18 protein-coding genes are annotated in these 22,106 nt (G+C 64.4%); 9 read left to right on the forward strand and 9 right to left on the reverse strand.

Annotated features, from left to right (window positions below; all coding sequences use genetic code 11):
* Positions 1-29 precede the first annotated feature (29 nt).
* The 3 genes from lptB to ppa all read right to left on the reverse strand — a co-directional run bounded on the left by lptB (position 30) and on the right by ppa (position 3,050).
* Positions 30-821, reverse strand: a complete 792-nt coding sequence (gene lptB, locus GRI97_RS14390; RefSeq protein ID WP_161392203.1) for an LPS export ABC transporter ATP-binding protein — start codon at positions 819-821, stop codon at positions 30-32.
* A gap of 101 nt (positions 822-922) precedes the next feature.
* The gene (locus tag GRI97_RS14395) at positions 923-2,299 is read right to left on the reverse strand and encodes an MATE family efflux transporter (RefSeq protein WP_161391907.1); all 1,377 of its coding nucleotides are present in this window, start codon (positions 2,297-2,299) and stop codon (positions 923-925) included.
* A gap of 214 nt (positions 2,300-2,513) precedes the next feature.
* Positions 2,514-3,050, reverse strand: coding sequence for an inorganic diphosphatase (gene ppa / locus GRI97_RS14400; protein WP_161391908.1), 537 nt, complete (start codon positions 3,048-3,050; stop codon positions 2,514-2,516).
* Between the two features lie 224 nt (positions 3,051-3,274).
* Between ppa and GRI97_RS14405 the strand changes: the two genes are divergently transcribed.
* Entirely contained in the window at positions 3,275-4,384 is a 1,110-nt protein-coding gene (locus tag GRI97_RS14405) for an LLM class flavin-dependent oxidoreductase (RefSeq protein WP_161391909.1), read from the forward strand.
* 59 nt (positions 4,385-4,443) lie between these two features.
* Here GRI97_RS14405 and GRI97_RS14410 read toward each other — a convergent pair whose 3' ends face one another.
* Together GRI97_RS14410 and GRI97_RS14415 are read right to left on the reverse strand one after the other, a co-directional pair.
* The gene (locus GRI97_RS14410; protein ID WP_328598568.1) at positions 4,444-5,103 is read right to left on the reverse strand and encodes a DUF1345 domain-containing protein; all 660 of its coding nucleotides are present in this window, start codon (positions 5,101-5,103) and stop codon (positions 4,444-4,446) included.
* A gap of 20 nt (positions 5,104-5,123) precedes the next feature.
* Entirely contained in the window at positions 5,124-7,118 is a 1,995-nt protein-coding gene (locus tag GRI97_RS14415; protein WP_161391911.1) for a M61 family metallopeptidase, read from the reverse strand.
* 93 nt (positions 7,119-7,211) lie between these two features.
* Between GRI97_RS14415 and hisS the strand changes: the two genes are divergently transcribed.
* From hisS to metK, 6 genes are all read left to right on the forward strand, one after another.
* On the forward strand, positions 7,212-8,462 hold the full coding sequence (gene hisS / locus GRI97_RS14420; RefSeq protein WP_161391912.1) for a histidine--tRNA ligase: 1,251 nt from the start codon (positions 7,212-7,214) through the stop codon (positions 8,460-8,462).
* A 28-nt stretch (positions 8,463-8,490) separates the two neighbouring features.
* Entirely contained in the window at positions 8,491-9,558 is a 1,068-nt protein-coding gene (prfA, locus tag GRI97_RS14425) for a peptide chain release factor 1 (RefSeq protein WP_161391913.1), read from the forward strand.
* Positions 9,559-9,565: 7 nt separating this feature from the next.
* Positions 9,566-10,441, forward strand: a complete 876-nt coding sequence (gene prmC, locus GRI97_RS14430; RefSeq protein ID WP_161391914.1) for a peptide chain release factor N(5)-glutamine methyltransferase — start codon at positions 9,566-9,568, stop codon at positions 10,439-10,441.
* 174 nt (positions 10,442-10,615) lie between these two features.
* Positions 10,616-11,428, forward strand: coding sequence for a DUF4167 domain-containing protein (locus GRI97_RS14435; protein ID WP_161391915.1), 813 nt, complete (start codon positions 10,616-10,618; stop codon positions 11,426-11,428).
* Positions 11,429-11,544: 116 nt separating this feature from the next.
* The gene (lnt, locus tag GRI97_RS14440) at positions 11,545-13,119 is read left to right on the forward strand and encodes an apolipoprotein N-acyltransferase (RefSeq protein ID WP_161391916.1); all 1,575 of its coding nucleotides are present in this window, start codon (positions 11,545-11,547) and stop codon (positions 13,117-13,119) included.
* Between the two features lie 48 nt (positions 13,120-13,167).
* On the forward strand, positions 13,168-14,379 hold the full coding sequence (gene metK, locus GRI97_RS14445; RefSeq protein ID WP_161391917.1) for a methionine adenosyltransferase: 1,212 nt from the start codon (positions 13,168-13,170) through the stop codon (positions 14,377-14,379).
* Positions 14,380-14,480: 101 nt separating this feature from the next.
* On the opposite strand, the gene GRI97_RS14450 is transcribed toward metK, so the two are convergent.
* From GRI97_RS14450 to GRI97_RS14465, 4 genes are all read right to left on the reverse strand, one after another.
* Positions 14,481-15,776 (reverse strand): spinster family MFS transporter, encoded by a 1,296-nt coding sequence (locus GRI97_RS14450; RefSeq protein ID WP_161391918.1) that lies wholly within the window; start codon positions 15,774-15,776, stop codon positions 14,481-14,483.
* A 165-nt stretch (positions 15,777-15,941) separates the two neighbouring features.
* Complete coding sequence (locus tag GRI97_RS14455; RefSeq protein ID WP_268891213.1) at positions 15,942-16,616, reverse strand: glutathione S-transferase family protein; 675 nt, start codon at positions 16,614-16,616, stop codon at positions 15,942-15,944.
* Positions 16,613-17,248 (reverse strand): CoA transferase subunit B, encoded by a 636-nt coding sequence (locus tag GRI97_RS14460; RefSeq protein ID WP_161391920.1) that lies wholly within the window; start codon positions 17,246-17,248, stop codon positions 16,613-16,615. The genes GRI97_RS14455 and GRI97_RS14460 overlap by 4 nt, the downstream gene beginning before the upstream one ends.
* On the reverse strand, positions 17,248-17,955 hold the full coding sequence (locus tag GRI97_RS14465) for a CoA transferase subunit A (RefSeq protein WP_161391921.1): 708 nt from the start codon (positions 17,953-17,955) through the stop codon (positions 17,248-17,250). Before GRI97_RS14465 ends, GRI97_RS14460 begins: the two co-directional genes overlap by 1 nt.
* 451 nt (positions 17,956-18,406) lie before the next feature.
* On the opposite strand from GRI97_RS14465, the gene GRI97_RS14470 reads away from it, so the two are divergent.
* Together GRI97_RS14470 and GRI97_RS14475 are read left to right on the forward strand one after the other, a co-directional pair.
* Complete coding sequence (locus GRI97_RS14470) at positions 18,407-20,719, forward strand: CDC48 family AAA ATPase (RefSeq protein ID WP_161391922.1); 2,313 nt, start codon at positions 18,407-18,409, stop codon at positions 20,717-20,719.
* 308 nt (positions 20,720-21,027) lie between these two features.
* The gene (locus tag GRI97_RS14475) at positions 21,028-21,981 is read left to right on the forward strand and encodes an IS110 family RNA-guided transposase (protein WP_161391923.1); all 954 of its coding nucleotides are present in this window, start codon (positions 21,028-21,030) and stop codon (positions 21,979-21,981) included.
* Positions 21,982-22,106 lie beyond the last annotated feature (125 nt).

Raw genomic sequence — 22,106 nt, forward strand, 5'->3', positions numbered from 1 at the left:
GCCTTCCCGTGAGGGCGTCAGGCGGGGCATCAGAGGGTGAAGCCTTCACCCAGATACAGCCGCCGGACATTCTCGTCCGCCACCAGCTCTTCCGGGCTGCCGGCAAACAGCACCTGCCCGCCATAAATGATGCAGGCCCGATCCACGATGTCGAGCGTTTCACGCACATTGTGATCGGTGATCAGCACGCCGATGCCGCGCCGCTTCAGATCCTTCACCAGATCGCGAATATCGCTGATGGACAGCGGATCGATCCCGGCAAAGGGTTCGTCCAGCAGCATGATCGATGGCTTGGCCGCCAGCGCGCGGGCAATTTCGCAGCGGCGCCGTTCACCGCCGGACAGCGCCATCGCCGGGCTGTCGCGCAGGCGGGTGATGTGGAATTCTTCCAGCAGCCGTTCCAGTTCCTGCTTGCGCACGGCCTTGTCCGGTTCGACCATTTCCAGCACGCAGCTGATGTTCTGTTCCACGGTCATCCCGCGGAAAATGCTGGTTTCCTGCGGCAGATAGCCCAGGCCCAGAATCGCCCGGCGATACATCGGCAGCTTCGTCACATCGACGCCATCCATCAGGATGCGGCCGCTGTCGGGGCGGACCAGCCCCATGATCGAATAGAAACAGGTCGTCTTGCCCGCGCCATTGGGGCCAAGCAGGCCCAGCACCTCGCCCTTGCCCACGGTCAGCGAGATATCGGTCAGCACTGCCCGCTTGTCATAGCTCTTGGCGATGGAAATGACCTCCAGCCCACCCTGCGGGATCGGCGGGGCGGCATTGGCCGGCGCTTCATCATGGCGGGTAACAGGCGCGCCGCCACCAATCATCGGATCATCGAGCGTGTTCATGCAGCGCGATTTAGCACGCCCGGCGCGGGTTTGAAGCCCATTGGCAAGATTCCTGCATGGCTTCTGTCTGGCCCAACGGGTCAATCTGGCGCGGACACGACCAGATTGCGGCGCCAGGTTCCATTGCGCAGCCACATCACCGCGATGATGGCGGTCACCGCATTGGCAAACGCATAGCTCCACCAGACCCCCAGCACGCCCAAGGAGGTGAACAACGCCACGCCCCAGGCGAAGGGCAACTGCAGCGCATATTGCATGATCAGCGAAATCCCCATCGCCTGCGCCGGGCTGCCGGCCCCGCGGAAAGCGCCGTTGAGCGCCTGGGTCAGCGCCATCAGCCCCATGAAGGGAAACACCGCCCAGCCGAATGTGACCGCCTGATCGATCACCGCCGCTTCGGATGGAGCAAGGGCGGCCATCAGCGGGCGCAGAAGCGGCAGATGCAGCAGGCCGATGAGGGTAAAACCGACAAAGGCGATCCAGGCAGACAGCCGCGCCGCCTCTTCCGCGCGGGCGATCTTCCCGGCGCCGATGTTCTGCCCCACCACGGCGGCGGTGGCGATGGACAGGCCGATCATCGGGGAAAACCAGAAGAAGAATGGCCGCGTCCCCACGCCATAGGCGGCCAGCGATACCGTGCCGAACAGCGCCGCCAGCGCCATCAGCAGCAGCGATCCGAAGGTGCGGCCGCCCTGTTCCAGCGATGCGGGTAGGCCGATGCCCGTGGCCAGCCGCAGATGGCGGCGGTCTGGGCGGAAATCCGCGGGCCGCAGATGCAACGCGGACCGGCCGGACATCATGTGCAGCAGCACGGCCAGCATCGCGATCAGCTGGGCAATCACCGTCGCCAACGCGGCGCCGGCTACGCCGAATCCATCCCAGCTCCCAATCCCGAAGATCAGCGGCGGATCGAGCGCGATATTGATGAGCACGGCGCCGAACATTGCCCGCATGGCAAAGCGCACCTCACCGGCCGATTGCATCATCGCCTGCAACGCCAGGAAGGCAAACATCGGCACCAGCCCGATATGGGTGATGGTCAGATAATCCATCGTCAGCCCGGCGACGGCCGGATCGACCCCGATCAGTCGCAGCACCGCCGGGGCCGCCAATTGCCCGATCAGCGCAAAGCAGCTGCCCACCACCAGCACCATCAACAGCGTCTGCGCAGCCGCGCGGTCTGCGGCGCGCTGCTGCCCGGCGCCGGTATTCTGCGCCACCAGCACCGCCCCGGCGGTGGAAAGCCCGCTGCCCAGCGACAGCAGCACGCCGAACATCGGCCCACTGGCGGCCACGGCGGCAATGGCGTCGGCACCCAGCCGCCCGACGAACCAGGCATTGACGATCTGATGGACGGATTGCGCCATGCTGGCGGCCGCAATCGGCCCGGCGGTGCGCAGCAGAACCCCGGCCAGCGGGCCATCGGTCATGGATATTCTGCCCGATGCGCGTTTCACGCATGTCCCCCCTGAGCAATTTCCAAGCAGGTGAAATTGCGGCCAACAAAAGGAAATAGAGCGGCGATGCGATGCAATCGGATCGGGATACGCTCTCGGGGCAGGCTAGAGGGATTTCGGCGAAGGTAAAGTGCCTGGCGCGCTCAGGGCAGCATGGTGGCTGCGCAGGCGGCAGGATGCAGCGCCAGCCTCCGCAGAGGCTGGCGCGCAATCATCAGGCCTTGGCCTGGTTGTAGCGTTCGATCGCTTCGAGCGTGACCTGACGGGCTTCGGCAGCGCCGCCCCAAGTGCCCACGCGCACCCACTTTTCGGATTCCAGATCCTTGTAATGGGTGAAGAAGTGCTCGATCTGCTTGAACACGATTTCGGGCAGATCCTCCATCTCATTGACCTGGGTGTAATAGGGGAAGGTCGAATCGACTGGTACGCAGACCAGCTTTTCGTCACCGCCCTGTTCGTCTTCCAGGTTCAGCACCGCAATCGGCCGGGCGCGCACGACGCAGCCGGGGATGAAGGGCGAACGGGCCACGACCAGCGCATCCAGCGGGTCGCCATCGGGCGACAGCGTGTGCGGGACGAAGCCGTAATTCGCCGGGTACCGCATCGGCGTGTGCAGGATGCGGTCGACGAACAGGGCGCCAGACGCCTTGTCGAATTCATACTTCACCGGTTCGCCGCCCAGCGGCACTTCGATGATGATGTTCAGGCTTTCCGGCGCATTGTCGCCGACAGGAATATGTTCAATTCTCATGGATTGATTTCGTTTCCGCTTGTTAGATCGCCCTGTTCGGGCCTTTTGGGTGCGGCACCCTCTCCGATTACTTGTCACGCATTTGTGGGGCGCTGCTACGCATGCAGCGCGGGCTTGTCACTGTCGAATTGCTGCGCGACGTAAAACAAGGCATCATCCTGTCCGATTTTCGGAGCGTATGGCCCACGCAGGTCGCCGCCCGCAGGATCGGAGAGGATAGACATATGCATGTAGGCCTTGCCACGGGGTTCGCGCATCAGCGCGGGCGCGATTATCCGGACGCGCAGATTATTCGGGAAGAGGTGGAAAACCTCGTCCTGGCCGAAGAACTCGGGTTCGATTCGGTCTGGATCACCGAACATCATTTCACAGACTATTCGATGTCGAACGATCCGCTGCAGCTGCTCACCTATATTGCCGGGCGGACCAAGCGGATAAAACTGGGCACGCAATGCATCATCGTGCCCTGGCACAATCCCGTGCGGCTGGCGGAAAAGATCATCAATCTCGATCTTCTGTCCAATGGCCGCGCGATCCTGGGCTTTGGCGGCGGTCTCTCGCCCGAAGAATTCGCCGGGCTGGGCATCGATCAGAACCAGTCGCGTGCGCTCTATTCCGATATTCTGGACGTCGTCATTCCGGCGCTGGAAACCGGCGTGATCGAGGGAGAGGGCGCCTATGGCACCATTCCCCGGCGCGAATTGCGCCCGGGTCCGGTGCGCAGCTTCGCCGGGCGCAAGTTCTGCGGATCGCTGTCGGGCAATTCGATGTATTCGGCCGCCCGCCATGGTTTCGGCAATATGGTGCTGATGCTGCCGCAGCGGGGGAAAGAAGCCCCGCCTGACAAATATACCGAGGTCTGGCAGGAAGTGCACGGTCCCGGCACGCAGCCGCCGGCCCCGATGGTCAGCGGCAATTTCTATCTGGATGAAAGCGCCGATTATGCGGAAGAACAGGGCCGCAAATATCTGGGCAACACCATGCGCGCCGCGATCCGCAACTACAGCCTCGACAAGCCCGGGATCTTCACCACGATCAAGGGCTATGAACATTATGAGAAGATGACGCTGCAGCCCGACGCGATCGATCCCTATGTCGAGGATTTCGGCAAGGGTGCGGTCACCGGCACGCCGCAGATGATCCTGGATCGTATGTGGGAACTGAAGGAAATCTTCCGGCCGCAGGGTTTTTTCCCGCATGTTTATTTCGGCGGCATGGCGCAGGCCGATGCGGTGAAGAACATTCGCCTGTTCGCCGACAAGGTCATGCCGGAGGTGAAGAGCTGGCAGGCCGATGTCTCGATCGACGACCGCTTCCTGGAAGCGGCGGAATAGCAGCAAAGCCGGGCGGGGCGGCTATGCCGCCCCGCAAGTCTGTCGGTTTGGTGGGACGGTCAAGTCGCCCCACCCAGCGCATTGATCGCAAAGGCAATCACGCCGATGTTGAACACGAAGGCGCTGAAACAATGCAGCAGCGCCACGTCGCGCAGCGGCCGCGTGGTGATCGCCACGTCGGATGTCTGGAATGTCATCCCCAGCGTGAAGGCGAAATAGGCAAAATCGCGATAATCGGGCAGGTCATTGCCTGGAAAATCCAGCCCCTTGCGATCATGGCCGGCATCATCGCTGGTGTAGAAGGCATGGGCGTAATGCAGCGTGTAGATGCTGTTGGCGAACAGCCACACCAGCACGAGCGTCCCCACCAGCCGGGCAATGGCGCCCGCATCGCCGGCTCTGGCGCCCGGCAGTTCGCCGATGATTGCCGCCATCACCGCCAGCATCAGCAATGTCGTCAGCACCAGCATCAGCGGGCGATTGGCATCGTTTTCCGCCGCATGGCGCCGCAGCGCCTCGGGCGTGCGGTCGCGCAGCAGCGGCAGCAGGGTCAGCAAAAACACCAGCGCCGCCAGGTCGAAGGCGATGACCACGCCGGATATCCAGCCGGCACTTGCACCGGCCCCACCAAACAGCCAGCGATCCAAGCCATAACCGACCGGCAACAGGGCCAGAAACAACAGGAAACGCGGCGGCGCCAGCCGGTTGCCGATGGTCACGGCGCCGGGCATCGTTAGCCCTACTCGCCGGTCGTGGCCGGGGTCGCTGGGGTGGTGGCCGCAACTCTGGGCGCCAGCAGGCGGTCGAGCGGCTGTTCACCTTCGGCGACCGGCTCGATCCAGGGATAGCGCAGCCCGTCGTGATAGGCGATCGGCACGGTCAGATAACGATCGCCGCGCTTCACCATCAGTTCGATCGGTTCCTTCGATACGGTCGCGGCGGTCACTGCCTGCTTCATCACGGTGTCGCTATAGGCAGTGCCGTTAACCGCAATGATCGATACGCCATCGACCAGCCCGGCATTGAAGGCCGGGCCATCCCACATCACCGTGGTGATCTCGCCCGATGCATTGATCGACATGCCCAGCGAATAAAGCAGGTTCAGATACTTGCCCGAACGCATCCGCCCGGCTTCATAGGGGTTGGGCTCGGCCTTCCACACCAGCCGGTATCCGCCGCGCTCCACGCCGCCCAATGGAGCGGGCTGGCCCGGGGTCTGGAATTTCGTGGTCAGGAATGTGGCCCAGTCATGCGGATAGACGCCGTTCAGCGTGGCGACGATGTCGTCGAACTCATAGGTGACCTGGCCCCAGTCGCCGTCATGCGTGCCGAAGAACGCGCGGGCGAAATCATCCAGCCCACGGGCGCCATCGGTCCCGGCGCGGATGATCTGGTCGGCTTCCAGCCACACCATCATGCCTTCGTTGTAATAATCCTCGCTCCGGCTGATCGTGGGGTAGGGCACCGGGCGGCGGGCGTTGATGATCGGATCATGGGTGGTGTCCTCCACCGATCGCCAGCCGCGCCCGGGCTGCGTGGCATAGAGCCCGGCGGAATTGGCAATCGCGCCCAGCACGGTTTCCTTGGGCTGCAGGCCGGACCGCGCCGCCAGGATCCAGCCCCAGAACTGGGTCTGCCCTTCATACATCCACAGCAGATTGCCCTGGGTCGGCTGGCGGTAATCGGGCGCCCACAGCCGCGCCGGGCGGCGGAACTTGCCGTTCCAGCTGTGCACCAGCTCATGGCTGGTGACATTGCGGTCATGCGCCAGATTGGCCCAGTCGATGAAGGCCTTGGGCTCATAGCTGTTCTCGCTCGAACGATGGTGTTCCAGCCCGATCCCGCCCATACGGTCGGTCAGCGCCAGCAGCAGCTCATAACGGTCGAAATGGCGCGCGCCGAACAGAGCCATCGATTCGCTCACCAGCTGGCGGAAACTGTCGAGATTTTCCGGTGCCAGCTCCAGCTGCTCGGGCGCATCGGCCACCACATCCAGCGACACATCATGCCCCAGATCCCAGGCGCGGGCATATTTGCCGGCGAACACCGGCGAATCGACCAGCGTTTCATAATCCACCGGCGCCCAGCGCACGGTGTCGCCATTGCGGCTTTCGCCATCCAGCGCGGCAAAGGCGGTCCAGCCCTTGGGGAAGGTGACGCTGGGGGCGAACGTGATCTGCCGCACATAGTGCCCGGCGGGATAAAGGCTCATCTTTTCCCACTGCAGGTTCAGCATCTCCTGCGTCATGGTGATGCGACCTTCATTGGTCTGGAGCGGCGATGTGTGGATGAAATGCGCCACCACCTCCCGTGTACCGGCGGGCAGGGCCAGGTGAAACGCATTCACCTCCACCGGGTCGCGGGTCCAGGCGATCGGTTTGCCGCCCGCCTCGAACCGGATATCGGCGATCAGATTCATCGGCCCGCGCGGCGCGTGATTGCCGGGCAGCCAGCTGGGCAGCTGCAGGATCAGGCTGGTAGTGCCCGGCGCCACCGGCACAGTCTGCTTCACGCGATACAGCGCGCGGGTGATGTCGCTGGCATCGATCTCCAGCCGGATCGTGCCGGGATAGGGAATGTCCTGCGCATCGGGCACGGTCTGCGCGATCGGCACCGCCATCGGCGCGGAGCGGGCGTGGGGCGTGTCACCGGTATGGGCAGACAGGGCGGGGGCAAAAACGCCCGCCAGCAGCGGGGCGGCGAGCAGGGGCGCGGCAAGGCGTGGGATGGTCATGGCCCGGCAGCATGATCGCAAGCAGCCCGCGCTGCAATATCGCACTGCTCCGCCTTTGCGAATTGTTGCGCGCCGGGCTAAGCGCCGCCGACTATGAGCAGGATTGAAACCCCCCGCCCCATTCGCGGCACCCAGGATATCTTCGGCCCCGACGCGGAAGCTTTCGCCCATGTGGTCGAATGCTTCGAACGGGTGCGCAAACTCTATCGCTTCCGGCGGATCGAAATGCCGGTGTTTGAAAAGACCGAAGTGTTCTCCCGCTCGCTCGGCGAAACCACCGATGTCGTGTCGAAGGAAATGTATTCCTTCGATGATCGCGGCGGGGAATCGCTGACGCTGCGCCCGGAATTCACCGCCGGCATCGCACGCGCCTTCATCACCGACGGCTGGCAGCAATACGCCCCGCTCAAGGTTGCCACGCATGGCCCGCTGTTCCGCTACGAGCGCCCGCAAAAGGGCCGCTATCGCCAGTTCCACCAGATCGATGCCGAAGTGATCGGCGCGGCCGAACCGCAGGCCGATGTCGAACTGCTGGTCATGGCCGATCAGCTGCTCAAGGAACTCGGCATTGCCGACGGGGTCACCCTGAACCTCAACACGCTGGGCGATGGCGCCAGCCGCGAAGCCTGGCGCAGCGCGCTGATCGCCTATTTCCGCCAGCACCACGGCGATCTGAGCGAAGAAAGCCAAGAACGGCTGGAAAAGAATCCGCTGCGCATTCTCGACAGCAAGGATCCGCGCGACCGCCCCTTCGTCGCCGACGCGCCGCAGATCGACGATTTCCTGAGTGAAGAGGCGCGCGATTTCTTCGCCCAGGTCACCGCCGGGCTCGATGCCGCCGGCGTTGCCTGGTCGCGCAATCCGGCGCTGGTGCGCGGGCTCGATTATTACCGCCACACCGCCTTCGAATTCATCACCGACCGGCTCGGCGCGCAGGGCACCGTGCTCGGCGGCGGGCGCTATGACGGGCTGATGGAAAGCCTAGGCGGCGCGCCGACCCCGGCAGTCGGCTGGGCCGCCGGCATCGAACGGCTCGCCATGCTGGTGCAGGGTGATGGGCAGGGCGGCGGCGAATTGCCTGCCGATGTCATCGTGGTGGTCGAAAACGATGCAGTCATGCTCGACGGCGTCGGCGCTGCCGCACAGCTGCGCCGCGCGGGCCTGTCGGTGGACATGATCGCCAGCGGATCGCCGCGCAAGCGCTTCGACAAGGCGGTCAAGCTCGGCGCGAAAGCGATCCTGGCGCTCAACCCGGGCGATGCCGGCACGCAGCACCGCCTGCGCGCGGAACCGGATTTTGCCGCCGTGGTTGATTCCGCTCTCGCCGGCTATCGCTGGCAGTGACACCGGGCAGGATCGGACCCGCAAGCGCATGAGCATTCCTGACGATCGGCTGGCGCAGATCATCCACCGCTTTGCGGAGCTGGAGGCGCGCATGGCCTCCGGCCAGCTCGAAGGCGAAGCCTTCGTCGCCGCCAGCCGCGATTATGCCGAACTCGAACCCGTGGCCAAGGCTGCGGCAGAGGTGCGCGAACTGCGTCAGGAAGTGGTCGAACTGGCCGTGCTGACCCAGGATCCGGAAATGCAGGCCATTGCGGAGGAGGAACTGGCCCAGCTGCGCCAACGCCTGCCTGATGCCGAACGTGATCTCGCGCTCGCCCTGCTGCCGCGCGATGCCGCCGATGCGCGCCCGGCCATGCTGGAAATCCGCGCCGGCACCGGGGGCGATGAAGCCGCGCTGTTCGCGGCCGATCTCTTCCGCATGTATGAACGCTATGCCGCCGATCAGGGCTGGCGCGTCGAACCGATCAGCATGAACGCCAATGATATCGGCGGCTTCAAGGAAATCGTCGCCAATGTCGCGGGCAGCGGCGTTTTCGCCCGGCTGAAGTTCGAAAGCGGCGTCCATCGCGTGCAGCGCGTGCCCGTCACCGAAAGCGGCGGCCGCATCCACACCTCCGCCGCCACCGTCGCGATCCTGCCCGAACCGACCGAGGTCGATGTGCAGATCAACGACAACGATCTCAAGATCGACATCTACCGCGCCTCGGGCGCCGGCGGGCAGCACGTCAACACCACCGATTCGGCGGTCCGCATCACCCATCTGCCCAGCGGCATCGTGGTGATCCAGCAGGACGAACGCAGCCAGCACAAGAATCGCGCCAAGGCGATGCAGGTGCTGCGCGCGCGCCTCTATGAAAAAATGCGCAGCGAGGCCCAGGGCGCAGAGGCGGAGGCGCGCAAGGCCATGGTCGGTTCGGGCGACCGCTCCGAACGCATCCGCACCTACAATTTCCCGCAGGGGCGCGTCACCGATCACCGCATCGGCCTGACCCTGCACAAGCTGGCCGAAGTGCTCGAAGGGCCAGGGCTGGGCGAGCTGGTCGATGCGTTGATCGCCGAAGACCAGGCCAAGCGGCTGTCCGCCATCGGCGAATGACCGGCCGATGACCCTTCCCGATACGGTCGCGGCAGCGCTGCGGGCGGCAAGCGATCGGCTGGCGGCGGTCTCGGACACCGCCCGGCTCGATGCCGAGCTGCTGCTGGCCCATGCGCTGGGCGTCACCCGGTCCGATCTGCTGCTGCGGCACATGCGCGATCCCTCGCCTGCCGGTTTCGCTCCGCTGGTGGAGCGGCGGCTGCAGCGTGAACCGATCGCCTACATCATCGGGCGGCAGGAATTCTACGGCCTCGATCTGGCAGTCTCGCCCGCCGTGCTGATCCCGCGCGGGGACAGCGAAACGCTGATCGAGGCGGCACAGGGCGCCTTCCCCGCCGATCCGCCCGCGCGCCTGCTGGATCTGGGCACCGGCTCGGGCGCGCTGCTGCTCGCCGCGCAGAGCCTGTGGCCAGCGGCGGAGGCCTGGGGCATCGATCGTTCGCCCGACGCGCTGGCCGTGGCGCAGGCCAATGCCGCATCGCTGGGTATGGGCGCGCAGTTCCGCATCGCCGATTGGCAGCAGGCGGGCTGGACCGAGGGGCTGGGCCGGTTCGATCTGATTCTCGCCAACCCGCCCTATGTCGAAGATGACGCCGCGCTTGACGCGGATGTGCGCGATTGGGAACCGGCTGGCGCGCTGTTTTCCGGTCCCGACGGGCTCGACGATTATCGCATCCTCGTTCCGCAGTTGCCGGGCCTGATGACGCAGGGCGGCTGCGCCTTGGTCGAAATCGGCTGGGCCCAGGCGGATGCTGTGGCCGCGATTGCAGCCGGGGCAGGGCTGTCATCCCAACTCCATCGCGATCTGGGCGGCCGGCCGCGTGCGCTTTGTCTGCGATTGGGGCTTGGCAAACAGGATTCGAATGGTTACCTGCCCTCGTAAGGCCATGCGGTGCGGTGCTTATCCTGCGCGGGGCTTTTTAACTTCATCTCTCACATCAGCATTGGCGGTGTACCGCCACGGGTTTGGACAGATGGGGATCGCGCAGCGCGACGCGCGCCGTGACGGGAGTTGATTGACCGGTGTTGCCGGTCCCAGTGAGGAAGTGACATTCCCTTGAACAACAATCGAAACAACAACAATAACAACAACAACCGTCGTCGTGGTCGCGGCAACAACCGCGGATCGAACGGTGGGCAGCAGCTCAACCGGATCGACAGCCGCGCGCGGGGCAATGCGCCACAGCTGCTGGAAAAATACCGGAAGCTGGCCCATGATGCCTCGCTGAACGGCGACCGGGTGCAGACCGAATATTACCTGCAGTTCGCCGATCACTATTTCCGTGTGCTGGCCGACAGCAAGGTGCAGAAGGACGAATTCCGCGCCCGTCGGGACAATGATCGCGATCCCGCTGACGAAGATGAAGCGGAAGATTTCGACGATCTGGATCAGGGCAATCGCCAGCCGGCTCCGCAGCAGCAGCGCAACCAGCGCCGCCCGCGCGACGAAGAATCCGAAGCCGTTCAGGAAGGCGTAGCCGCCACCGAAGGCAGCCAGGACGACGAACCGGAAATCGACAATCCGTTCCTTCGTGATGTCCGCCCGGCGGCTGCCCCGCGCACCCCGCGTCCCCGCACCCGCGCCCCCCGGCGCGAACAGGCGGAAGATGCCGGTACTGCTGCAGAGGAACCGCAGGCAGAAGCCCGTGCCGAACCTCGGGAGCCCCGCGAACCGCGTCGGGCGCGTGCTTCGGCCAAGACCGAATCGGCCAGCCTCGATCCGGGCCTGCTGCCGCCGTCGATCCCGCGTGACACCAGCGAAGATGCGCCCGCCGACGAGGAAAAGCCCCGTCGCGCACCCCGTGCCCGCACCCGCCGCCCCCGTTCGACCGAGGATGGCGGTGAAGAGGCGCTCGAAACCGTCAGCTGATTGCTGACATTTCCCAATCCGGCGGGCCACCCGGTCCGCCGATTGGCCGGCTCTCTATCTGGAGAGCCTGGAAACTGGCTCTTGCGGATCTTGGCCGGCCGGGCCACGGGGCGGCCATGCGCCTGCTCGCTCCCCTGGCTGCTCTGGCAGACCGTCGTCCGCGGCTCGCCGCGCTGATTCTCGGCATTCTGGCTGCTACCGGCTTCGCCCCGCTGGGGCTGTGGCCGATCGCGATGCTCGCCATGGGGTTGTTCGGCTGGCAGATCAGCCGCACCCCGACCGTGCGGCAGACGGCTTGGACGGGCTGGTTCTTCGGTCTGGGCCATTTCACCTTCGGCAACAACTGGATCGCCACCGCCTTCACCTATCAGGCGGAAATGCCGGCAGTGCTCGGCTGGTTCGCCGTCCCCCTGCTGGCGCTGTATCTGGCGATCTTCCCCGCGCTTGCTGCGGCTGGCGCGCGCGCGCTGGGCGGCACCGGGCGGCGCTGGGCGCTGGTTCCCGCGCTGGCGGCGTGCTGGACGCTATCGGAAATGCTGCGCGCAGTGCTGTTCACCGGCTACCCGTGGAACCCTTTCGCCGTGACCCTGCTCGGGCCCTTCACGCGCCCGGGCCTCGCCGTCCTGGCCCCATGGATGGGCACCTATGCGCTCTCGGGCCTGGCTGTAGGTGCCGCGCTGGCGCTGGTGCTGGCGCTGAGTGACCGCCGCTATCCGGCCTTCGCCGGCGGTTGCGCGGTGCTGCTGGCGGGCATGCTGTTTCCTGTCGGCAAGGGGGCGGAAGGAACCCAGGCCTTCACGCTGGTGCAGCCGAACATCGGGCAGGATGTGCTCAACGAACCGGAATATTTCGAGGCGAATTTCGTCCGCCTCGCGGAACAGACCCCGCCGCGCACGCCGGGGGTGAAGCGGATCGTGCTGTGGCCCGAATCGGGCATGGCCGATTATCTGCGCCCCGGCTATCCGCAGCGGCTCTACAACGCCACCACTACGTTGGGTAACCCCGCTGCCGCCCGCGCGCGTATCGCCCGGCTGATCGGGCCGGACAGCACGCTGCTGACCGGGGCGGTGGATCTGAAGATAACCGGCGGGCGCATCTCCGGCGCCTACAATTCGGTCACCGCCCTGAACGGGCAGGGCGATATCATCGGCAGCTATTCCAAGGCGCATCTGGTGCCCTATGGCGAATATCTGCCGATGCGCTGGCTGCTCGAACCGCTCGGTATCAGCCGGCTGGTCCCCGGCGCGATCGATTTCATTCCCGGCCCTGGCCCCGGCTCGATCGATCTGGGCCCCTATGGCAATGTCGGGGTGCAGATCTGCTATGAAATCGTGTTTTCGGGCCAGACGGTCGGCCATGCGGTCCGCCCGGCGTTCCTCTTCAATCCGTCGAATGATGGCTGGTTCGGCCATTTCGGCCCGCCACAGCATCTGGCCCAGGCGCGGATGCGCGCGATCGAGGAAGGCCTGCCGGTCCTGCGCGCCACCACCAGCGGCATCAGCGCGGTGATCGATGCGCGCGGCGTCGTGCGCGATTATCTGCCGACCGGTCAGGCGGGGCGGATCGACGGGCTGGTGCCCCCGGCCGCGCCGCCCACGCTGTTTGCGCGCTGGGGTCTGCTGCTGTCCCTTGGGTGGGGCATAATCTTCCTTGTGTGCGGCCTTGTTGCAACGCGGCACCGGCCCGGTTAGGACGCCTGCTCTTGCGAAGCTAATCCCATTGGAGGGAACGGGCCGTCTATGCGCCAGAATTACCTGTTTACGTCCGAGAGCGTTTCCGAAGGCCACCCTGACAAGGTTGCAGATCAGATTTCCGACGCGATCGTCGATCTGTTCCTGTCCAAGGATCCCGAAGCGCGCGTCGCCTGCGAAACGCTCACCACCACGCAGCTGGTGGTGCTGGCCGGGGAAATCCGCGGCAAGGGCATCATGGACGAAGCCGGCAATTGGGCGCCCGGCGTGCCTGAGGAAATCGAACAGACCGTGCGCGCCACGGTGAAACGGATCGGTTACGAACAGGATGGTTTCCACTGGGAAACGCTCAAGTTCTACAACAATCTGCACCCGCAGTCGGCCCATATCGCCCAGGGTGTCGATTCCAGCGGCAACAAGGATGAAGGCGCCGGCGACCAGGGCATCATGTTCGGTTTCGCCTGCGATGAAACCCCCGATCTGATGCCGGCAACGCTGGATTACAGCCACAAGATCCTGGAACGGATGGCGGCAGACCGCCACGCCAAGACCGCCCCCTTCCTCGAACCCGATGCCAAGAGCCAGGTCACGCTGAAGTTCGAAGACGGCAAGCCGGTGGCCGCCACCGCCATCGTCGTCTCGACCCAGCACGCCAAGGGCTATGATCAGGGCGCGCAGGAAGCGGAACTCAAGGCTTATGTGAAGCAGGTCGTGGCCGATATCCTGCCCGCCGAACTGCTCAGCGACGCCACCGAATATCACATCAACCCGACCGGCACGTTCGAAATCGGCGGCCCTGATGGCGACGCCGGCCTGACCGGGCGCAAGATCATCGTTGATACCTATGGCGGCGCTGCGCCCCATGGCGGCGGCGCTTTCAGCGGCAAGGATCCGACCAAGGTCGATCGTTCGGCCGCCTATATCACCCGCTATCTGGCCAAGAACATCGTCGCCGCCGGCCTCGCCCGTCGCGTCACCATCCAGCTGGCCTATGCCATCGGCGTCTCCAAGCCGCTGTCGCTCTATGTCGATACCCATGGCACCGGCACGGTGGCTGACGACGCCATCGAAGCAGCCATCGGCAGCATTGAAAAGCTCGGCGGCCTTACCCCGCGCGGCATCCGCACCCATCTGGGTCTGAACAAGCCGATCTATGCCCAGACGGCGGCCTACGGCCATTTTGGGCGCAAGGCGGAAGGCGACAGCTTCCCCTGGGAAAAGACCGATCTGGTCGACGATCTGAAGGCGGCCCTCGCCTGATGATCCACCTCCTGCCGGGCTGAAAGGTCCGGCAAGACGGCGTGAAAAAGGGCGGCGCCGGTTCTCCGGTGCCGCCCTTTTCGTTTCAGCCTGTCACCGCCTCAATGCAGATGCACGGTATTGCTGGTCCGGCTGGCGGGCAGATCCTTGCGCAGATGCCGCCCGGCCAGCACATAATGCGTGCCCGCCCACAGATAGAGCGTGGCGAAGCTCGCCATGGCCACGGCCAGCGCCTGGCCGTTGGGATATCCCATCTGCCGCATCAGATAATCGCTCAGCATGCCCAGCCCCAGCGGGCCCAGGCCTTGGCCGATCAGGCCATAGATCGCGCCCAGCACGGCGGCGCCGGTGGCGCGCATGCGCGGGTGCAGCAGATTCTGGAACGTGCCCGATGTGATCCCGAGATAGGTATATTGGAATAATGCGGCGATGGTCATCACCACCAGCAGCACGGCGATGCTGTCGCTGGTGATGGCAAAGATATAGAGCGGCGCGGCAATCAGCAGGCAGATGCCCGGCAACAGGCCATAGACGGCGGGATTGTTCTTCCCCAGCCAGTCGGCCAGCCGCCCGCCGATGATCACCGATATCGCCCCGGGGAAACTGGCCAGCATGCCGGATACCAGCCCGGCCTGCACCAGCGTGAATTCGAATTTGCGCACCAGCAGCAGCGCGACGAAGCTGTTGAGCGCGAAGCCGATCATCGATGCCACGGTCGATCCGAACAGCAATTGCCGCGCGCTGGCCAGGCCGAACAGCCGGCCGAACACCGCCTTGATCCCCGGCACATCCTCGTCCGCACCCGGATCATGCCGTCCGCGCGGCGGCTCGGCCACGAACAGCCAGGCCAGCACAGCCAGCACCAGCCCGGGGGCCGCCGCCACCAGAAATGCCGTGCGCCAGCCGTAATGCTGCCCCACCCAGGCGCCGCCCGCCGCCCCGATCAGCGCGCCGACCGGCGGCGCCAGCAACAGCACGGACATGGCCGTGGCGCGCTTTTCCGGCGGGAAGTAATCTGAAATCACTGATTGCGTGGCGGGCAGGCCCACGGCTTCACCCACGCCCACGCCGATCCGCGCCAGCAGCAGATGGATCCAGTTGGCGGCATAGCCGCACAGTGCGGTGGCGACCGACCAGGCAAAGGTGCCAAAGGCGATCAGCGACAGCCGATGGCCGCGCTCGGCATGGCGGGCGACGAAAATCCCCAGTCCGACATTCAGCACGGCAAAGGCCAGCCCGGTCAGCAGCCCCACTTGGGTGTCGCTCAGGCTGAATTCGGCCTGGATCGGGATCGCCAGCACATTCAGCACGATCCGGTCGATGAAGCCGACCGTGCTGATCGCCATCAGGATGATCAGGGCCAGCCACGGGGAATCGCGGCGTGTCGCCAATGCCATAAATTTCCTCTCCCGCCTTTGGGGCCCCTTGTCTGGCCCTTCATTCCGGCTGTGTCGGGCAGATCATGCCAAGCGGATCGCCACTTGGCGAGCCTGCAACTGTAATGATTTGCACCGGTCAAACGGGGGACGGGTGCCGCCGCTGTCCGGCGGGGATCAGGCCCTTCAAATGGCGCGGAAATCTGCCGTGATGGCTCCGGCTGCGGCCAGTTCCGCCTCATGCCCGGCCTCGCGCCATGTCTCCGCCAGCGCGGCCGTTTCCCATTCCAGCATCGCCGGATGCGCCAATATATGGTCGACCCATTGCGATCCTGCCGCGCCCACATCGATGCCATAGGTGCGGATGCGGAAGGCCACGGGCGCATAGAAGGCATCCGCCGCGCTGAACGCCGGCCCGGCCAGCCAGGGCCCGCCGAAGCTTTGCAGCCCTTCGGCAAAAATCTCCCCGATCCGGGCGATGTCACGGTCCAGCGCGGGCGAACAGGGCTGGGCGGCAATCCGCACCCCGACATTCATCGTCCGGTCGTTGCGCAGGGCGCCGAAACCGCCGTGCATTTCCGCCACCACCGCCTGGGCAAAGGCGCGTGCATCGGGGTCGGTGGGCCAGACGCCATCATGCCGGTCCGCCAGATAGAGCGTGATGCCCAGCGAATCCCAGATCCGCCGATCGCCATCGATCAGCAGCGGCACCTGTCCCGTGGGCGAAAATTCCCGGAAGGCGGCATAGTTTTCGGCCTGCAGGAAGGGCTCGATCCGCTCGGTGAACGGAATATCGAGCCCCCGCATCAGCAGCCAGGGGCGCAGCGACCAGCTGGAATAGTTCCGGTTGGCGGTGATCAGCGGAGATAATGCGCGGTGGTCTTGGCGGCGATTTCCTCGGCCGTGACGCCCGGCGCGAGCTCCTTCAACCGGAACGGGCTGGCGTGATCGTCGCGTTGGAACACCGCCAGATCGGTGATGATCATGTCCACCACATTGCGCCCGGTCAGCGGTAGGCTGCATTCGGGAATGAACTTGGCCGAACCATCCTTGGAAACATGCTCCATCACCACGATGATCTTCTTCACCCCGGCCACCAGATCCATCGCGCCGCCCATGCCCTTGATCAGCTTGCCCGGGATCATCCAGTTGGCGATATCGCCCCCTTCGGATACTTCCATGGCGCCCAGCACGGTCAGGTCGATATGCCCACCCCGGATCATGGCAAAGCTGGCGGCGCTGTCGAAATAGGCGGTCTGCGGCAGCTCGCTGATCGTCTGCTTGCCGGCATTGATCAGATCGGCGTCCACCTCATCGGCATAGGGGAAGGGGCCGATGCCCAGCATCCCGTTCTCGCTCTGCAGTGTCACCTCCACCCCGGCCGGGATGTGGTTGGCCACCAGCGTCGGGATCCCGATGCCGAGATTGACGTAAAACCCGTCCTGCAGTTCCTGCGCGGCACGGGCGGCGATCTGGTCACGTGTCCAGGACATCAGGCGTCTTCCCTTTCGCGCGTGGTGACGAATTCGATCTTCTTGTCATAGGGCGCGCCCACGATCATCCGCTGCACATAGACGCCCGGCAGATGGATGGAATCGGGGTCCAGGCTGCCAGTCGGCACCAGCTCTTCCACCTCCACCACGCAAATCTTCCCACAGGTGGCGGCGGGCAGGTTGAAATTGCGCGCGGTCTTGCGGAACACCAGATTGCCGGTCTCATCCGCCTTCCACGCCTTCACGATGCTCAGATCGGCAAAGATTCCGCGTTCCAGGATGTAATCCTCCCCGTCGAACTGCTTCACTTCCTTGCCTTCGGCCACCAGCGTGCCGACCCCGGTCTTGGTGTAGAAACCGGGAATGCCCGCGCCGCCGGCGCGCATGCGTTCGGCCAGCGTGCCCTGGGGGCAGAATTCCACCTCCAGCTCGCCGGCCAGAAACTGGCGCTCGAATTCCTTGTTCTCGCCCACATAGGACGCGATCATCTTGCGCACCTGATGGGTCCGCAGCAGTTTGCCGATGCCTTCATTGTCGATCCCGGCATTGTTGCTGGCGAACACCAGATCCTTCACACCGCTGTCGCGCACAGCATCCAGCAGGCGTTCGGGCAGGCCGCACAGGCCGAACCCGCCGGATGCAATCAGCATGCCGTCATGCAGCACGCCTTCCAGCGCGGCGGCAGCATCGGGATAGAGTTTCTTCATCGGCAAACCCCTGAATTCGTCGGACCACTGCAGGCATAGGCAATGGCCCATGGGCTGTCACCATCGGTGTGGTGGAAGGGCGGCGTGCTGCAGTGCAGCAAAAATGCACGGAGAGACGTCTCAACTGTCATCCGAGTCAGTTGTTTTGGTCCAGAAATGAAAATTTAAATCATTTAAAAACAGGGTTATATATACTCTGTTGCAGGTTTTGCAATTATGTTTGTGAATTTCGCACTTGCGAAAATCGGCGATTCGCGACATATGGAACGTGCCTTTCAGGCATCCTCTCCCAAAACTTCCAGGCCTGGCCGGCAACGGCCAGGCCTTTTTTCTTGCCCCATCGGCGAAGCCGCCGTGTCAGGCGCCAAAGTTTGCGCGGCACTGGTTTGCAATCGCGCTCTCCCGACCCTAGCTTTGTTGCCACAACAGATCGAATTGGGAGCAAGCACCTATGGCGGATGCGGAAGCGGCAGAAATCACCAAGGGGACGATCCGCCTGCAGGTGGCCGCCGCACGGCAGGATGAAAGCGGTCGCGGCGTGGCGCGCATGCCGCGCTCCGCTTTCCAGGCGATGGGCATCACCGAAGGCGACGTGGTGGAGGTGGAAGGCAAGCGACTGACCGCAGCCATCGCCCTGCCGGCCTATGATGAGGATCAGGCGCTCGACGTGGTCCGGCTGGATGGCTTGCAGCGTGCCAATGCCGGCACCTCCTCCGGCGAACATGTCACCATCCGCCGCGCCGAATCGCGCCCCGCCACCCGCGTGGTGTTCGCCCCGGCGCAGCGCGAAATGCGGCTGCAGGGCCCGACGGAGGCCCTGAAGCGGGTGTTCTTCAAACGCCCGCTGGTGGCCGGCGATCTGGTCGCAACCCATGGTCAGCAGCCGGTGCAGAACGTGCCCAATGATGTGCGGCGCATGTTCAATGCGCCCGCCTATGCGCTCACCGAAATCCGCCTGCAGGTGCTTTCCACCCAGCCCAAGGGCGTGGTCCATATCGACGAGAATACCGAAGTCGAACTGCGCGCCGAATTCGAAGAATCGCGCGATGGTCGCGCGCTGGTCAATTATGACGATGTCGGCGGGATGGATGAAACCATCAAGGCGCTGCGCGAAATGGTGGAACTGCCGCTCCGTTATCCCGAACTCTTCACCCGCCTGGGCGTCGATCCGCCCAAGGGCGTGCTGTTGCATGGCCCGCCGGGCACCGGCAAGACGCGCCTGGCGCAGGCCGTCGCCAATGAAAGCGATGCGGAATTCTTCATCATCAACGGGCCCGAAATCATGGGCTCCGCTTATGGGGAAAGCGAGAAGCGCCTGCGGGAAGTGTTCGAAGCGGCCGAACGCGCGCAGCCCTCGATCGTCTTCATCGATGAGATCGATTCCATCGCGCCGAAACGGCAGAATGTAAGCGGGGAGGCGGAAAAGCGGCTCGTCGCCCAGCTGCTGACGCTGATGGACGGGCTGCAGGCCCGTGCCAATCTGGTCGTCATCGCTGCCACCAACCGCCCCGATGCGATCGATGAAGCGCTGCGCCGGCCCGGCCGGTTCGACCGTGAAATCATCATCGGTGTGCCCGATGAAAGCGGTCGCCGCGAAATCCTCGGCATCCACACCCGTGGCATGCCGCTGGGCGAAGGCGTGGATCTGAAGGAACTGGCCCGCAGCACCCATGGTTTCGTCGGGGCGGATCTGGCCGCCCTGGCCCGTGAAGCCGCGATCGAGGCGGTCCGGCGGATCATGCCCCGGCTCGATCTCGATGCGCGGACCATTCCGGCCGATGTGCTTGAATCGCTGCAGGTCGAAAAATCCGACTTCCTCGAAGCGCTCAAGCGGGTGCAGCCCAGTGCCATGCGCGAAGTCATGGTACAGGTGCCGACCATCGGCTGGGACGATATCGGCGGCGTCGATGGCGCGGAAGAACTGCTGCGCGAAGGCATCGAAATGCCGCTGCGCAACCGCGAAGCCTTCGACCGGCTGGGCATCCGCCCGGCCAAGGGCTTCCTGCTCTATGGTCCCCCGGGCACGGGCAAGACCCTGCTGGCCAAGGCCGTGGCGCGCGAATCCGAAGCCAATTTCATCTCGATCAAAAGCTCGGATCTGCTGTCCAAATGGTATGGGGAGAGCGAACAGCAGATCAGCCGCATGTTCGCCCGCGCGCGGCAGGTGGCGCCCTGCGTGATCTTCATCGATGAAATCGACAGCCTGGTTCCGGCCCGTGGTTCGGGCGGCAATGAACCGCAGGTCACCGCCCGGGTGGTCAACACCATCCTGGCGGAAATGGACGGGCTGGAAGAACTGAACTCGATCGTGCTGATCGGCGCAACCAACCGGCCGACGCTGGTCGATCCGGCACTGCTGCGGCCGGGCCGGTTCGACGAACTCGTCTATGTCGGTCCTCCGGATGAGGCGGGGCGCGAACACATCCTGGGCATCCACACCCGCAACATGCCCTTGGCGGAGGATGTCGATCTGGCCGATCTGGCACAGAAGACGACCCGCTACACCGGTGCCGATCTGGAAGACGTGGTCCGCCGCGCCGGCCTCAACGCGATCCGCCGGCTCGGACCCAAGGCCGCCGCCGTCAGCGCCGCCGATTTCGCCAGCGCACTGGAAGAAAGCCGCGCTTCGGTGACCGAAAAGATGGAAGCCGAATATTCGAAGATGAAGGGCGAACTCAAACGCCGGGCGATGGAAGTGAAACCCATCGGTTTCATTCACGAAGGGATGATCGAATCCACCCGTGAACGGAAACACGACATCTGACCAATCGGGCGGGGCAGGGCCATCAGGCCCAACCCCGCCCGCTCAACATCCTGCCTGTTGCCAAATACCCCTCGCCCCAGCACCCAAACCCGTTCAGCCTCGTCTTGGCGAAAAGGAGTATATGTTGGTTGCTGCGCTAGCAGTGCCCGGTCCTGGATGGCCATCCAGGACCGGGCGGCTGGCTGTCGGATCGTGCTCAGTCAATCCGTAACGGGGATGAGGCTCAGTTAGATCGCAGCCGGCCTTCTTCATCGGATCCGCATGGTTGGAAGAGCCATGGGCTCCCAGACGAGGAAGGATCGACGAAGATGAGCGATGGTAACACAAACACGGCCGGGATCGATATCGGCAAGGCGTACCTCGATGTGGCACTTTATCCTGCGAATGAAGAGATAAGGGTCACCAATAGCGCTAAAGGATATCGCGAACTGATCCCCTGGCTACAGGAACGCGCGGTTACGCGGGTGGGGATGGAAGCCTCCGGCGGCTATGAGAAAGGGGTGCTGGCGATCCTCCATGCCATGCAGATGGAGGTGGCACTGCTTCAGCCGCGCCAGGTCCGGGCATTTGCCATCTACCGGCTTCGACGAGCCAAGAACGATCGGCTGGATGCCAAGCTGATAGCGCATTGCACAGCCGAACTGGACGAAATCCGCCCAGCGCCCGACCCGCGGCTCGCGCCACTGGCCGAACATCTGCGACTGATTGAACAGATCGAAGCCGATCTGGCACGCCAGAAAACCCGCATGGAAGCCTATCACGAGAAGCCGCTGCTGCGCTGGCTCAAGGCAGAAATCGCCCGTCTGGAACGCCGGCAAAAGGCCGAACTGCTGCTGCTCGGCAAGAAAATCGCCGAGCAGGAGGATCTTCGCCACCGTCTGACACTGATCGAAAGCGTGGTCGAGATCGGCCGGCGTACAGCGCTCACCCTGGTGATCCTCATGCCTGAACTGGGCACCCTCACGCGCGCGCAGATCGCCAGCCTGGCCGGCCTCGCGCCATTCGATCGAGAGAGCGGACAACATCGCGGACAGCGCCACATCGCAGGCGGAAGGGGACGCGTGAGACGCGCACTCTACGCTGCGGCTTTCCCGGCCAGCTATCGCTGGAACGCCAGCCTCGTCGCATTCTACAAGCGGCTGCGAGCCAACGGCAAGGTCCACAAACAAGCGCTCGTGGCCTGCGCCAGAAAACTCCTCACCTTCGTCAACGCCGTCATGGCAAGAGGCTCACAATGGCAAAATGAAGCACCCGCTCGCTAATGGTTGACTGAGCCCGTCGAAGGTCACGCGCCAACATCCGCCCAAGGGGCCAATGCTGTGGCTGCGCTTCCACAAGCTCTGCACGAGCGGATGTCGCAACAGAACCAAAGCAACCAGGTCAGCCC

The organism is Croceibacterium xixiisoli (genome assembly GCF_009827305.1).
Lineage (GTDB): Bacteria > Pseudomonadota > Alphaproteobacteria > Sphingomonadales > Sphingomonadaceae > Croceibacterium_C > Croceibacterium_C xixiisoli.

Coding starts and splice junctions, on each gene's coding strand:
- GRI97_RS14465 (WP_161391921.1), bottom strand. CDS start 17,955: ATGAAGAAACTCTATCCCGATGCTGCCGCCGCGCTGGAAGGCGTGCTG.
- prmC (WP_161391914.1), top strand. CDS start 9,566: ATGACCCTTCCCGATACGGTCGCGGCAGCGCTGCGGGCGGCAAGCGAT.
- hisS (WP_161391912.1), top strand. CDS start 7,212: ATGAGCAGGATTGAAACCCCCCGCCCCATTCGCGGCACCCAGGATATC.
- lptB (WP_161392203.1), bottom strand. CDS start 821: ATGATTGGTGGCGGCGCGCCTGTTACCCGCCATGATGAAGCGCCGGCC.
- prfA (WP_161391913.1), top strand. CDS start 8,491: ATGAGCATTCCTGACGATCGGCTGGCGCAGATCATCCACCGCTTTGCG.
- GRI97_RS14450 (WP_161391918.1), bottom strand. CDS start 15,776: ATGGCATTGGCGACACGCCGCGATTCCCCGTGGCTGGCCCTGATCATC.
- lnt (WP_161391916.1), top strand. CDS start 11,545: ATGCGCCTGCTCGCTCCCCTGGCTGCTCTGGCAGACCGTCGTCCGCGG.
- GRI97_RS14405 (WP_161391909.1), top strand. CDS start 3,275: ATGCATGTAGGCCTTGCCACGGGGTTCGCGCATCAGCGCGGGCGCGAT.
- metK (WP_161391917.1), top strand. CDS start 13,168: ATGCGCCAGAATTACCTGTTTACGTCCGAGAGCGTTTCCGAAGGCCAC.
- GRI97_RS14470 (WP_161391922.1), top strand. CDS start 18,407: ATGGCGGATGCGGAAGCGGCAGAAATCACCAAGGGGACGATCCGCCTG.
- GRI97_RS14415 (WP_161391911.1), bottom strand. CDS start 7,118: ATGACCATCCCACGCCTTGCCGCGCCCCTGCTCGCCGCCCCGCTGCTG.
- GRI97_RS14460 (WP_161391920.1), bottom strand. CDS start 17,248: ATGTCCTGGACACGTGACCAGATCGCCGCCCGTGCCGCGCAGGAACTG.
- GRI97_RS14475 (WP_161391923.1), top strand. CDS start 21,028: ATGAGCGATGGTAACACAAACACGGCCGGGATCGATATCGGCAAGGCG.
- ppa (WP_161391908.1), bottom strand. CDS start 3,050: ATGAGAATTGAACATATTCCTGTCGGCGACAATGCGCCGGAAAGCCTG.